This window comes from Methylophaga sp. UBA2689, from assembly GCA_002354555.1.
Lineage (GTDB): Bacteria > Pseudomonadota > Gammaproteobacteria > Nitrosococcales > Methylophagaceae > Methylophaga.
Genome location: DELT01000065.1, coordinates 1 through 13,812, shown reverse-complemented (window position 1 = coordinate 13,812; position 13,812 = coordinate 1). Strand labels below are relative to the sequence as shown.

At 44.4% G+C, this 13,812-nt stretch carries 11 protein-coding genes and 1 pseudogene; 5 read left to right on the top strand and 7 right to left on the bottom strand.

Annotated features, from left to right (window positions below; genetic code table 11):
• Positions 1 to 102 precede the first annotated feature (102 nt).
• The 6 genes from B3M51_RS07655 to B3M51_RS07630 form a co-directional block, all read right to left on the bottom strand.
• Positions 103 to 438, bottom strand: coding sequence for a YegP family protein (locus B3M51_RS07655; protein WP_292482172.1), 336 nt, complete (start codon positions 436 to 438; stop codon positions 103 to 105).
• Positions 439 to 620: 182 nt separating this feature from the next.
• Positions 621 to 1,904, bottom strand: a complete 1,284-nt coding sequence (locus B3M51_RS07650) for a GGDEF domain-containing protein (RefSeq protein WP_292758030.1) — start codon at positions 1,902 to 1,904, stop codon at positions 621 to 623.
• Between the two features lie 421 nt (positions 1,905 to 2,325).
• Positions 2,326 to 5,652: an EAL domain-containing protein gene (locus B3M51_RS07645; RefSeq protein WP_292758028.1), complete on the bottom strand. Its 3,327-nt coding sequence runs from the start codon at positions 5,650 to 5,652 to the stop codon at positions 2,326 to 2,328.
• 407 nt (positions 5,653 to 6,059) lie between these two features.
• The gene (locus B3M51_RS07640) at positions 6,060 to 6,539 is read right to left on the bottom strand and encodes a hypothetical protein (RefSeq protein ID WP_292758026.1); all 480 of its coding nucleotides are present in this window, start codon (positions 6,537 to 6,539) and stop codon (positions 6,060 to 6,062) included.
• A 54-nt stretch (positions 6,540 to 6,593) separates the two neighbouring features.
• Complete coding sequence (locus tag B3M51_RS07635) at positions 6,594 to 7,967, bottom strand: PFL family protein (RefSeq protein ID WP_292758024.1); 1,374 nt, start codon at positions 7,965 to 7,967, stop codon at positions 6,594 to 6,596.
• A 10-nt stretch (positions 7,968 to 7,977) separates the two neighbouring features.
• Positions 7,978 to 8,544: a glycine cleavage system protein R gene (locus tag B3M51_RS07630; RefSeq protein WP_292482181.1), complete on the bottom strand. Its 567-nt coding sequence runs from the start codon at positions 8,542 to 8,544 to the stop codon at positions 7,978 to 7,980.
• 422 nt (positions 8,545 to 8,966) lie between these two features.
• On the opposite strand from B3M51_RS07630, the gene B3M51_RS07625 reads away from it, so the two are divergent.
• Positions 8,967 to 9,299, top strand: a complete 333-nt coding sequence (locus B3M51_RS07625; RefSeq protein WP_292482183.1) for a hypothetical protein — start codon at positions 8,967 to 8,969, stop codon at positions 9,297 to 9,299.
• A 6-nt stretch (positions 9,300 to 9,305) separates the two neighbouring features.
• Positions 9,306 to 9,644 carry a 5-carboxymethyl-2-hydroxymuconate Delta-isomerase gene (locus B3M51_RS07620; protein WP_292758021.1) on the top strand — a complete coding sequence of 113 codons (339 nt, stop codon included), beginning with the start codon at positions 9,306 to 9,308 and terminating at the stop codon, positions 9,642 to 9,644.
• Positions 9,645 to 9,664: 20 nt separating this feature from the next.
• On the opposite strand, the gene B3M51_RS07615 is transcribed toward B3M51_RS07620, so the two are convergent.
• On the bottom strand, positions 9,665 to 10,666 hold the full coding sequence (locus B3M51_RS07615; RefSeq protein ID WP_292758019.1) for a helix-turn-helix domain-containing protein: 1,002 nt from the start codon (positions 10,664 to 10,666) through the stop codon (positions 9,665 to 9,667).
• Between the two features lie 160 nt (positions 10,667 to 10,826).
• Here B3M51_RS07615 and B3M51_RS07610 point away from each other — a divergent pair, with 160 nt between their 5' ends.
• The 3 genes and pseudogenes from B3M51_RS07610 to B3M51_RS07600 all read left to right on the top strand — a co-directional run.
• Positions 10,827 to 12,257, top strand: a complete 1,431-nt coding sequence (locus tag B3M51_RS07610; RefSeq protein ID WP_349676720.1) for an ethanolamine ammonia-lyase subunit EutB — start codon at positions 10,827 to 10,829, stop codon at positions 12,255 to 12,257.
• Positions 12,250 to 13,149, top strand: a complete 900-nt coding sequence (gene eutC / locus B3M51_RS07605) for an ethanolamine ammonia-lyase subunit EutC (protein ID WP_292758015.1) — start codon at positions 12,250 to 12,252, stop codon at positions 13,147 to 13,149. The genes B3M51_RS07610 and eutC overlap by 8 nt, the downstream gene beginning before the upstream one ends.
• Positions 13,150 to 13,174: 25 nt before the next feature.
• Positions 13,175 to 13,812: pseudogene (locus B3M51_RS07600) on the top strand (ammonium transporter); the annotation flags it as partial.

Sequence of the window (13,812 nt, the reverse complement as noted above, 5' to 3'; positions counted from 1 at the left end):
CAACTTTTCATTGATGCGCTAAGCCTAGGATAATTGCTTCCCGCGCACCAAGATAAGAAATAAAAATAATACAAAAAAAAGGGCCCGCAGGCCCTTTAATTATTATTGTGTTTGATCTTCCACTTTGGCATCAGGAGCGTTTTTCATGACCGATGCAATGCCATTATCCCGGCCGGAAGCAGACTGATAACTTTGACTAGTGCCGATGACCTGGTGATTGGCAGCTTTTAATGTGAATGAAAATTTACCACTTGTTGATTCTTTCTTTTCGTATCGGCTGGAGTCTGGTGCATTACTTTTCACAGATTCAATACCGTTATTACATGATGATTTTGATGAATAACCTTCACTGCTTAAGATGATTTCACCGTTACCGGCTTTGAGCCTGAAACGATGTTCGCCCGCTTTGTCTGCATAGATTTCAAATTTAGCTGCCATAACATTCCCCCCACCCTTCGTTTAAAAAACACATTATTTTGTCTTTTGTTGAAAATAGTCTAATTTTTAAGGGCTTGCAACAAATTAATGTTGATATCTGGGTGAGTTGGCGTTGTGGTAGAGAGTCCAGCAGATTTATATTCACACCTGAACGCGGGAACAAGAAAAAATTCTGATTCAATTCAACGAATACAGTTTTTACCACGCTTTTTGGCTTTATACATGGCTTCATCGGCAGCGGCGATAAGTTGGGTAATCTGCTCTCCCTGCTCAGGAAACAGCGCAATACCAATACTGACCGATAGTTCTATTTCATGCTCTTGCCATTCATAGGGCTCTGATAATGCCAAACGGATTTTTTCGGCTACTCCTAATACATTTTGGCGATTTTCCACTGTATCCAACAGCACGACAAATTCGTCCCCACCAAATCTTACAACGGTATCGGTTTCTCGCACACAATCGGTAATACGTCCTGCTGCTTCCTTTAACAGATGATCCCCGGCCGCGTGGCCATAAGTATCATTAGCCTCTTTGAATTTATCCAGATCCATATACATCAGAGCAAAGTGGGTTTGTTCACGCTTGGCTCTTAATAATGATCGTTGCACCCTATCTTGAAACAATTCCCGATTGGGCAAGCCGGTTAACGCATCATATAAAGCCAGATGTTGTAGTCGTTCAAATCGTTGATGACGCTCAATTGCAGTGGCAACCTGTAATGCCGTAAAGGTTAATAACGCTCTATCGTTTTCATTCAGTGAATAGTCCTGTTCCATTAAAGCCAGGCCAATAATTCCGTGAAACTCTTCGTCAAACACCAGCGGCACCAGCAACATTAATTTGCCATCAATTTTTTCAAGAACGATTTGATTATCATTGGCAATGTGAAGCTTCACCTCATTTTTCAACATGCTCATACAATCGCCTACACTCTCAAAGATAGTGTGCCATTTAGTATCATTTATGGGCGAGACTTCAACGCCGAAGGTTGCTATGGAAATATGAGAATCAAGATGAAACAGGATTTGCTGACAGATCTGTTTGATACCGTTGGTTCGGTGTGCAGTGTCTGATATCGCAATCAACGAATTCTGCATTTCCTCAGCGGCTTTAATACGGGTGATATCACGGGCAACGCCCAAGCGCATTTTATGTTGCTCAGACCAGCTGGTGGACCAAAGCAGATGCACGACTTGTCCGTCTTTGCGTATATAGCGGTTCTCAAAATCCAGAATCTGCTTATCCTGCATGACACTATTAATGCTTTGCTCGGTTTTGTCATGATCTTCCGGATGCAGAAAATCCAGCATTCTTTTGCCAATCAATTCATCAGGCAGATAACCAAAAACGCGATGTGATCCATTGCTGACATAGATAATGCGGCTGTCTTCATCTACAGCACAAATGGCGTCGAGCAGTAAGTCTACATATTCGCTAAAGGAATCAAGAAGAGGTTTGTCCATAACATATTCTTACGTGTTGTCGGGCATCTGACAAGCTTCTCACGCGTTGCCAGACAACAACGTATCAACCATTTCGTTTCATCTATCAGGGAAGTTATCCATAATCGGACAGAATTTTTCACCTAAAAGTCAGGAAAGTGCTCTTACAGCCCGTGATTGTTGGCATAGTCGTAATTATAAGGAGTCTATTTTTATCATCACGGCGTTCGCTATGTCGAAAGCATTTACTCCAGTGATTTTTGGCTTTTTACTTATTGGCTTTGCCCGGTTGCGCTAAACATCATGTGATTTCAACTATTGATGGCCGGATGAATAATTGTGCGAATAATCCTGAACTCAACAGTGAGATGGAAATAGTTGCATTTAAAAATGCCTGAGATAGAGAGAGTCCGATCCCAATGCAGGTAATCAGTGAAACAAATCAGTTAAGTGATGGTTTGATAAATCCAAAACGGTTTTCGACATCTTCAGCCGACATCGGTTTTGCGAACAGATATCCTTGAATTTCCTCACATTTATGTTCCTTGAGAAAATCGCACTGGGCCTGGGTTTCAACACCCTCTGCAATGACACTGAGTCTTAGCTGTCGTGCCATTATAATAGTGGTCTGCACAATGCTCATGTCATCAGCGTCATCCGGGATCCCATCAATAAATGACCGATCAATCTTGAGCCGATCGAATGGGAAACGTTTCAGATAGGCCAGACTCGAATAGCCGGTCCCATAATCATCAAGCGCCAGGCAAATGCCCATTTCATGAAGCGAATTTAAGATAACAATCGCCTGTTCGGGACTCTGCATGGCACTGGACTCAGTCACCTCCAATTCCAATAAATGGGCCGGACATCCTGTCTCATCCAGAATGCGTCTTATATCAGTGGCTAACCCGGCATAGTCCAGTTGTCTCCGTGATAAATTAACTGCCATTCGAAAATTCGTTTTACCGGCCTCAAACCATTTTTTGGCCTGAAGACAGGCGGTTCGGAGAACCCAGTCGCCAATGGGCAAGATGAGCCCTGTTTCTTCTGCGACAGGAATAAACGTTGCTGGCGAGATAAATCCGATTTCAGGGTGATTCCATCTCAGTAACGCTTCTGTACCAATGCATTCTCCTGACGCTAAATCCATTAACGGTTGGTAATGCAAATACAGCTGGTTCTTATCCATTGCGCTGCGTAAATCATTTTCCAATTGCAGTCGTGCATGAACACGATCATCCAGTTCGGGGCTGAAAAACCGGAAAACACCCCGACCCTGCTCTTTCGCCAGATATAAGGCTGTATCAGCATATTTCACTAATGTTTCGGTATTTACGGCATCACGGGGGCACATGCTGATACCAATGCTGGCATTAACATGTAATTGACGGCCCGTTACCATAAACGGTGGAGACAATACATCGAGAAGCTTTTTGGCGACATGTGCCGCATCGTCAGGCGAATGAATCGTTGAAAGCAGTATCAGAAACTCATCTCCCCCGACACGGCCAATAGTGTCCTCTTCCCGCAATACACCAAGTAAGCGTGACCCGACCTGTTGCAACAGCAAATCACCCGACTGATGGCCAAGTGAATCGTTAATGGTTTTAAAGCGATCCAAATCCAGGAATAAAACAGCCAGTACATTTTCATGGCGGATAGCTTGTGTTGTGGCCTGTTCCAGGCGATCCATTGTCAATAAACGGTTTGGTAAAGCGGTTAATGAGTCGTGATAGGCAAGATATTCAATGTGTGCCTCCTGCTCTTTTCGTTTGGTTATATCTTGTGCTGTCCCGGCTATTCGATACAGTTCGCCAGCCTCATTCAGTATGGGGAAGGCCTTCTGGTGAATATGACGTATGGTGCCATCAGGGCGAATAATTCGAAAATCAATATCGTATTGACCAGTTACCTTGCCCTGAGCAAGTGCCTGCCGAACGTTATCTATGTCTTGAGGATGGATCGTTTCCAACCAGGAAACCGGATTTTCATACAGACTTTCACAATTGCGCCCCCAAATATGTTGATAGGCTGGGCTAATATAAAGTAGTTTCCCCATGGCAATATCTGTCAGCCATACGACTTCTTCAATATTATCTGTCAATTGACGAAATCGTTCTTCCTGCTCCCGCAAAGCATATTCAACCGCTTTCCTTTCCGAAATATCATGAGTCAATGCCAGGTTGTAGCCAATACCGCCATATTCGAAATAGTTGGCATTCACCTCGACTGGAATGAGTCTGCCATTTTTTGTTTTATGCAAGGTTTCCAAACGAACTGAACCTTCTCGCTTGAGTTCTTGCCAATGTTCATCCCAATTCTGTTGAGATGTGGCTGGATCAATCTCAGGAACAGACATAGTTAATAATTCGTCGTAGCTATATCCCATGTTATGACAGGTTTCATCGTTTACATATTGGATACGTCCTTTTCCATCCAGCAGATAAATGCACTCTTTTACCTGATTGATAGCAAAATTTAACAAAGCAATACTTTGTTCAGATTTCTTACTCTCTTCAATATCTTCTATCTGAGAAACAAAATACAACGGTTGGTGGTTTGTATCTCTAACAATACTGGTTGTGAGTCTAGCCCAGAAATAGTGCCCGTTTTGATGCCGGTAGCGTTTTTCAATCTGCATATAGGGAATTTGATCAGCAATCAGTTGATTGAGCTCTGCTTGCCCGTTTTGCAAATCATCAGGATGGGTCATTTCCTGAAAGGTCATTTGTAATAGTTCAGTTTCGGAATAGCCGACCATTTCATAAAGGGAATGGTTAGCCCGTAACCATTGACCACTTAAGGACAACACCCCCATTCCAATCGCAGCAAATTCAAATGCCTGTCGAAAGCGCTCATCACTCTCACGTTGCTCGCGATATATCAGTAAACTGGTTAATCCATCAGACAGACGATGACCTATTTCACTGAATAAACGCTTTTCTTCCTGTGTCCAGATTCTCGCATAGGCACACTGATGTAGCCCAAACATCCATGGTTTGCCAACTTTTGGGTAGAGAGCTGTACCCATTTGTGATCGGACTTGGTATTTCCTGATCATTTCGGACGTGTCGGGGCTATCGAAATCAGGAACCATAGCCACTGGCTGTTCCGACTTCATATAAGCTCTCATTACCTGAGCTAAAACATCTGACATAGGATAATCCAATCCTGTTGCCCGTCCCCCCGGGTAATCAGGATGGGTTTGTTCCATCGGAACACTCCACCAATCGCTATCAGGGTCACAAGGATAGATCAGCCATGCACGATCACATTCGAAACAATTACGAATAGCTTCAAGCACATCACTCATCATTTGTTCAAGATCATTTGTGCCCTGAATAGCTCGATTGACCTGATCCAGACATTCGAGAAACCATAGATGAGTTTTATTTTCCTGCTCTGTGCGTTTCAGGTCGGTGATATTCTGAAAAGATCCATGCCACACAGTTTTTTTGTCTGAATCTAGTTCAGGCATGGCCTTGCAATCCACTAATACCTTACCCTTCTGAGGGTGCATCACATGCCATACCAATTTTAGAGGTTGCATTGTTTTGGCTGAATCAGCCATTTTTTGCAGAATTGTGACGCGGTCCTCAGAATCAATGCTCATCCAGGCAGCGGAGGGATCCTCAATAATTTGTGTTGCGGTAAGGCCAAAAATATCAACTATGGAAGATGTGCTGTCGAGTATTTCCATCTGCTGCTCTGATTGCAGACAAAACTTTACTATGACCACCGGCGAGCTATCGGCTAGATAGCTATTCACGATAGACTTTTGGGCTTGGTTTGGGAGAGGTGGTCATTAGATAGATGGTCAATACCCCGTCTGTTTTTTACTTAGTGAATAATTTGAAATAATTTCAAGGATTTTCTGATTCAGAACATGCAATTAAAAATTTTTAAACAGAACTGTTAATTGATTTTAATGATGTCAAAATGCCGGGGCATCTTAGGCATATTACCTTTCTATTACAAGGGGTAATTCTCACTAAAACCAGGGACTTTTACCTTACCGGTAATATATATTGACTCCAAGGAATCAAAATAATTTTTCCCGTAGAAATTTGACGCGATTATAGAGATTTAGTCTCATAAAACCTGTGCTCTTCCTCTCATCTTCAAGCATGAACTGATAGCGAGTTGGCTTTATGATTTTTGTGGGAGCTTGCTGATTCAGGTCAGCAGAAAGTTAAAACATTGGGAAGGAGATGAGTCCACAAAAATATCCGGTTCGTTTATTTCTGTGAAGCAGACATTTACGATTACCTTTTCATAAAGCCAGTAAATATAACCGCCTTCATCTATCCGGTAGCGCCACTTGTACTGACACTGTATCCAGCCTGCTTCGATCGAAGTAAGTGATATCGGTGGCTCATCAGCCTTTAATCGTCGTTTGAATTCAACAATCTGGGTTTGAAGGTCGAACCGAAAACGATCAATTAACAAGTTATTGTCGAGCAGCTGGTATTGAAGACGATTACCGGAAACGTCATCGCCAAATTGTTCCAACAGCACCCGATCATCAAATAATGCTAATGCCTCATTACCAATAGGATAACGATCAGGTAGCGCCTGTCTTTGTTGTTCATGATGTTCTGTGAGTTGGGATTTATCCCACTGATGGATGATGAACTGTAAAACAAGTTTTTTCATTCAAATAAGATTTGGAAAATGCCCACGCCAACATCGCTGACGTGGGGCATTGAATCAATTCACCAGACTTTGAATCGGTGCCGGGATACGGCCGCCTAAGCGAACAAAGCGGTTTTCCTGACTACCCATATTGACAGCCATAACCGGGCCTTCACCCAATAGACCACCAAAACGGACAATATCACCAGCTTTTTTGCCCGGTGCTGGAATCAATCTCGCGGCTGTGGTTTTTTTGTTGATGACACCAATTGCCATTTCATCAGCAATAATCGCTGAAATCATTTCCGCTGTGGTATCACCAGGAATAGCCACCATATCCAGACCAACTGAGCAGACAGCGGTCATGGCTTCAAGTTTTTCCAGATTCAAAGTGCCATTCGCAGCAGATTCAGCAATGGTTAAATCTTCGCACACGGGGATAAATGCACCACTTAAACCACCGACATGTGAGCTTGCGAAGGCGCCACCTTTTTTAACGGCATCATTCAGCATCGACAAAAAAGCGGTACTACCTGGTGCACCAAAAGCAGGTAAGCCAATCGCTTCAAAGATTTCGCCCACGCTGTCATTACGATTCGGTGTTGGCGCCAGAGACAGATCGACAATACCAAATGGCAGATTTAGTAATTGGGCAACTTCACGGCCAACCAGTTCACCGGCACGAGTTAATCTGGCAGCAGTTTGTTTGATAACATCTGCCGCACGACTGAGATCCATATTTTCATCTTCGGCCAGGGCCTTTTCCAAAGCCGCTTTAACCACACCAGGACCACTGACACCAACACTGACGACGGCATCTGCTTCACCAATACCTAAATAAGCACCTGCCATAAACGGCACATCCTGAGGAATATTAGCAAATACGACGAGCTTCGCAGCAGCCAGGCCATCATCATCGGCTGTGAGTTCGGCTGCCTGTTTGATGATTTCTCCCATCTTGAGGATGGCGTCCATATTGATACCGGCACGGGTACTGGCAACATTTACTGATGAACAGATTCGTTGCGTTTCCGTCAGAGCCTGAGGAATCGCTTCAATCAAAGCCTGATCGCCTTTACTCATGCCCTTCTCTACCAATGCCGTGAAACCACCGATAAAATCGACACCCAGTTCATGGGCCGCTTTATCAAGCGTAACGGCAACCTCAACTAATTGTTCAGAACTGAAAGGTGCACCGACAACACCAATGGGGCTAATGGAAATACGTTTATTGGCAACTTCAATACCGTAACGTCTTTCAATGCGATTACAGGAAGCGACCAATTGGCCAGCGTAACGAGTAATTTTGTCGTAAATTTTACGTTTAAATGTTTCCAGATCATGACTGACACAATCGGTCAGGTTGATGCCAACAGTTACGGTGCGTAGATCCAGGTTTTGTTCGCGCACCATCATCAGGGTGGAAATAATGTCTTTTTCGTTGAGCATGAGAGGTTCCTTAGTTACTGATGTTGCTCACGGATTCGAAAATCTTGCGATGTTGCGTATCAATTTCGATATCCAGTCTCTGGCCGACTTCATGGAGTGCATCACGCAAATCCTGCATGACGGTTGAACGCGGTACATCAACCTCAAACACCATCAGATTGTCCATCGGATTCTTACCTCCTTTGAAGATAGCCTGAATATTGGTGATATTCACCCCATGACGTGCCAGCTGGGTGGATACTTCAGCAACCAGACCACGACGATCCGGGCCGATTACGGTCAGAATGTAGGGTTGCACTTCCGGCGGATTTTCCTGCCAAGGTGTGGGTTGCTCATCCCAGGGATCCACGTGGATCGACAAACGCATTTTCTGCCCTATCTGCTGCAGTGCCTGTTGTAACTCCTTGCATTGAGCATCTTCTGGCATGGAAACCATCAATAATGCGCCGAATACCGACTGAAGCAGTGTTTGGCTGAGGTTTTCAATATTACCGCCGTGTTCAGTGATGACGGTGGCAACCGCAGCCATAATGCCGGGTTGATCATTACCAAGAACCGAAATGAGTGCCTTGTTCACGATGTCTCCTCGTATGAGATCTAATGGTTGAAAGCAGGTTTGGATATGATTCGCTATGAGCTTTACTTCTGCTCTGGAGGTCAATAGACCAACGCAAATCGACAAAGTCACATTTAGATGGATTTTAATTCATTAACGATGAATTTTTTGTACAGATATAGAATAGTCGGATAGCTTATCAAATTAGTGGATGGCTTGCCCGGAAGCGAACTGGGTTAGTGGAAATGCTCTTTCCCCATATTGAAGTTTTTTTGTTTTACCATTTCAAGCAGCCTGGTCTGCGCATGAGTCAGCTTTATTATCTCGACTTTTGCAGCCGGTTTTGGTGCTTTGAGGGTGTCGCTACTCTTGGTGGTTCCTGAATTATTTGCTATGTATATATCAAAATTAAATTTTACTGTTTACCCCTAAAAAGAGTTTTTATGGCCATTCAATTTCTACCGATTATCAAAGCTGTTGCGCCCTATGTTGCTCAGGTTGCAGCCTATGCAATTCCGGCATTTACAGCCAAACCCGAAGCGGTCAAAGCCGATCCGGTGTTGGTTAAACAGATAGAAGAACTGCAGAAAGCAGCAACGCAGAACGCTCAGTCCATTCATGTGCTGGCCGAAAATATGCAGCAAGCGATTAGCGGCTTTGAAACCGCTGCTGAAGAAGCCAAAAAGCAGGTTAAAACGTATCGAAATCTATTATTTCTTTCATTAGGTTTGTCAGCAATATCCGTGCTGATATGTATTTATCTGCTATTGAGATAGATTGCTGTGCCACATTGCATTATTGAATTTTCCAGCTCACTGGATATCTCACCAGCCTTATTGGTGGAAGCCGTTCACCATGGCGTAATGGAATCGGCTTTATTTGAGCCATCTCATATAAAAACCCGAGCACTGGCTTATGAGCATTTTCGACTGGCGGAGGATTATAACGATTTTATCCATGTCACTATCCGTCTGCATCACGGCCGCACCACACAACAGAAGCAACAGTTAACCAAGCTGGTATTACGGCAGTTGGAAAAGCTTTCATTAAAAAGTACTACGATAACGCTGGAAACGGTGGATATTGATACTGAAAGTTATGCGAAAGCTGTCATTGCTTAACGATTAAATACTCACCCCTTTCAGCTTTGAATAATCTGTTTTTCCGCCGAATCTTGTTGATGGCGCATTGCTGTAACTGAGGGATTCTCACCAAACAGACTAGTGTAATCATGGCTAAACTGCCCGGCATGAAAAAAGCCCCATTGCTGGGCAATCATCGAGATGGTCTGATCGTCCTCTAATCCGTTTAGCAAAATCCGTCTTACCGCATTGAGCCTTGAAATCCGCATACATTTAAGCGGGCTTATTCCCAGTACATCCTCAAAACAGTATTGCAGGGTTCGACGACTGACGTGTGCCAGATCACAAAGATCCGTAATTGTGAGAGGTTTATCAGGGTGGGAGTCGAGATACGCTGTGACCTTATCTACCACAGCACGGCGTTTTACAAAACTTGGTTTTTCATGAATCTGCTGCTCGTTTTGTTGCAGAATCTCCAGCACCGCCATAATTAAAATATCTTCCTGATGTTGCCTGATCAGATGGTCTTGTTGTGGCTTCAAAACCTCATTTAACAAGTAACGTAGTGAATTCAGTTTATCGGACTGCCAGAATCTTAATGGCGAATAAAACAAACTGTTGTCCAATTCAATTCCCTGTTTACGAGCGACAGCATTTAATGTGGCTTGATTAATCACAATGCCAAAAATATTAAACTGTTCTGGTGTAACCAGTTCAAACTGGGTATTGCCAGGCCGAATCATCAGATGATCACTACTCACCTGATGACCATTGATACGGCAGGATTTTTGATCAGCTGAAAACCCCAGCCAGATTGCATTAGGCCAAACATTACATTGTTGTCTTACGGTTTGACTGGTGTGTTCGCGAAAAGCATGTACTGAATCAAACAATACTTCTTCAATTTTGCCGTAAAAGCGTCCATTACTTATCTGGTCATATTGTTGTTGCCAGTTTTTCAGATTATGAGCCTGCTCATCGGCATCTGAAGCTTCCATTACGCACCATTTAGATACAGTACCGCTTTGTTTAGGTGCAAAATTTTCAAGATTATCTGTCATCTGCTTTACCTGTTTTAATAATAATGCCGGCTCTGCCTAAGTAAGTAACTGAATATAAACCCAATATTATTTTGCCGATTTTCGATATTCGGCAGGTATGGATATCGCATTCATAGTTTGTAAACTTTGTTTATTCAGGTGCAATTCTTATTCCATCTATATGGATTTAAAGCAGTTTATGGGCCAAAGCTATCGATATCAGTTGGGCAGCAAAACCTATCAATTCACAGACTTAGCTGAATTGATGGCGAAGGCGACCCCTGCCCGCTCAGGAGACCGATTGGCTGGAGTTATTGCTGAATCAGCAGAACAACGTGCAGTCGCTCAGTTGCTGTTAGCTGAAGTACCTTTAAAAACGTTTCTCAATGAAACGTTAATACCTTATGAAAACGATGAAATTACGCGTTTGATTATTGATGAACATGATGCAGAAGCATTTTCAGTGATTTCTCATCTGACGGTAGGCGATTTTCGGAATTGGTTACTTACCGATACCGCAAGCACCGAAGTCCTGAAACAAATCAGTGCTGGCATTACTCCGGAAATGGCTGCTGCCGTCAGCAAAATCATGCGCAACCAGGATTTGATTCTGGTGGCCCAAAAATGTCGAGTGATAACAGCATTTCGCAACACCATCGGCTTACCTAAACGCCTGTCTACCAGACTACAACCTAACCACCCGACCGATGATGTCAATGGCATCGCGGCCAGCATGCTGGATGGCTTGTTATATGGTTCAGGTGATGCAGTTATCGGTATTAATCCAGCAACTGATAATGTCGCTCAGGCCACTCGATTAATGTCGTTGATGGATGAAGTGATTTCCCTGTATGAAATCCCAACTCAATCCTGCGTATTGACCCATGTCACTAATACATTGGAATGTATTGAAAACGGTGCTCCGGTCGATCTGGTATTTCAATCAATTGGCGGAACCGAAAAAACCAACAGCAGCTTTGGCTTTAATCTGGCGATCCTGGCTGAGGCCCAACAAGCGGCCTTATCGCTCAAGCGAGGCACAGTTGGCCAGAACGTGATGTATTTTGAAACCGGACAAGGCAGCTCCCTTTCTGCCAATGCACATCATGGTCTTGATCAGCAAACCTGTGAGGCCAGAGCCTATGCCGTGGCCCGTAAATTTGACCCATTACTGGTCAACACTGTGGTCGGCTTTATCGGTCCCGAATATCTGTTTGATGGTAAGGAAATCATTCGTGCCGGTCTGGAAGATCATTTCTGTGGCAAGTTATTAGGTCTGCCGATGGGCTGTGATGTCTGCTACACCAATCATGCCGAAGCCGATCAGAATGATATGGATAACCTGCTGACCTTACTCGGTACAGCCGGCTGCTCATTTGTGATGGGCATACCCGGTTCAGACGACATCATGCTCAATTATCAAACAACCTCATTCCATGATGCTTTATATGCTCGCCGGGTGTTGGGTTTGGGTGCAGCTCCGGAATTTGAAGCATGGCTGGAAAAAATGCAGATCATGACTAATGCAGGATTGGCTCAACTGACCAATCATTTACCCCCAGCCTTCGCCGGTTCACTGAACAGCTCAGCCGTGAGGTATTACCGTGGTTGAGGATAAAGACATATTGATAGCCGATGAATACAAGGCTGATGATGACATGGTGACGCATAACCCATGGCGTCAGCTCAGACAGTTTACGGCGGCACGTATTGGTCTTGGTCGCGCCGGGGTCAGTACGCCAACACGGGAATCTCTTGAATTTCAACTGGCGCATGCCCAGGCTCGTGATGCGGTGCATACCGAGCTTGATGTCGAATCCTTGCAACAGCAGCTAATCGAGTTGCAGCAGGATTTTCCACAAATCAATCTTCAACCGCCATTGGTATTACACAGTCGGGCCATCGATCGGGTGACCTATCTGCAACGTCCTGATTATGGACGACAGTTGGATGAGACAAGTTTTACCAGCCTGAAACCCTATTACTCAAAACCGCCTTATGACCTGGCGCTGGTCATTGCTGACGGCTTGTCAGCCACCGCCATTCATCAAAATGTCGTGCCCTTTATTACCTGTTTGCTACCAATCCTGATCGACGGAATTGAGAACTTTTCTCTGGCACCGATCTCATTGGTTAAACAAGGCCGCGTGGCCATTGGTGATGATATCGGTGAAGCATTGAATGCCAAGGCGGTATTGATGCTGATTGGCGAACGCCCCGGTCTTAGTTCACCGGACAGTCTTGGCTTATATATGACCTGGTCGCCCAAACGTGGCCTGACCGATGACAGACGAAATTGTATCTCCAACGTGCGGCAAGCAGGGCTCTCCTACGCTACTGCAGCACACAAATGCCTTTATCTGCTGAGTGAAGCTCGCAGGCTCCAGTGTTCTGGTGTTGCTATCAAGGATCGATCGACTGAAAAGATCCTTGATAGCAGCGCCGTTCAAACCAGCTTTTTGCTGGACAACAAAGTTGACCGAAAAGGGGTAAACGGGAAATGACTTTAACTAAAATGAGGATAGTAAGATGGAAAACTCGCCAACACTAGAATCCTTGCAGGCAGCGTTAGATGCCCAGCAAGCTGTATTCGAAATGCATCAGGCCATGAATGTAGAAGTTTTTTACTGGTGGTGTACTGCCATCATGTTAATGATACATGCAGGCTTTCTGGCCTATGAAATGGGCGCTTCACGAAGTAAAAACGCACTCGCTGCCGGTATCAAGAATATTCTTGCTATCGCATTGATTATTCCAGCCTTTTATTTGTTTGGCTGGTGGATTTATAACGCATTTCCTAATGGTTTTGTACCGATTGAAGCAGCGGCTGCTTTACCATGGGCTGCCAGCATGGGTCCTGATGTTCAGGATATGGGGACTGGGATTTTCTGGGCAGCATTTGCCTTATTCGGGGCCACAACCGGGTCAATACTCTCCGGGGCGGTTATTGAAAGGATAAGGGTCAGTGCATTTCTGATACTGACTATTTTCCTAGGTGGTGTTGTCTGGATTATGGCAGGCGCATGGGGGTGGCATCCAGATGGCTGGTTGTTAACCGAATTCGGTTATCACGATGTCGGTGCTTCTGGCGTTGTACATGCTGTAGCGGGTTTCTTTACTCTGGGTGTTTTGATGAACCTGGGTGCTCGTAAAGGCAAGTTCATTGA

Coding starts and splice junctions, on each gene's coding strand:
- B3M51_RS07655 (WP_292482172.1), bottom strand. CDS start 438: ATGGCAGCTAAATTTGAAATCTATGCAGACAAAGCGGGCGAACATCGT.
- B3M51_RS07650 (WP_292758030.1), bottom strand. CDS start 1,904: ATGGACAAACCTCTTCTTGATTCCTTTAGCGAATATGTAGACTTACTG.
- B3M51_RS07640 (WP_292758026.1), bottom strand. CDS start 6,539: ATGAAAAAACTTGTTTTACAGTTCATCATCCATCAGTGGGATAAATCC.
- B3M51_RS07635 (WP_292758024.1), bottom strand. CDS start 7,967: ATGCTCAACGAAAAAGACATTATTTCCACCCTGATGATGGTGCGCGAA.
- B3M51_RS07625 (WP_292482183.1), top strand. CDS start 8,967: ATGGCCATTCAATTTCTACCGATTATCAAAGCTGTTGCGCCCTATGTT.
- B3M51_RS07615 (WP_292758019.1), bottom strand. CDS start 10,666: ATGACAGATAATCTTGAAAATTTTGCACCTAAACAAAGCGGTACTGTA.
- B3M51_RS07610 (WP_349676720.1), top strand. CDS start 10,827: ATGGATTTAAAGCAGTTTATGGGCCAAAGCTATCGATATCAGTTGGGC.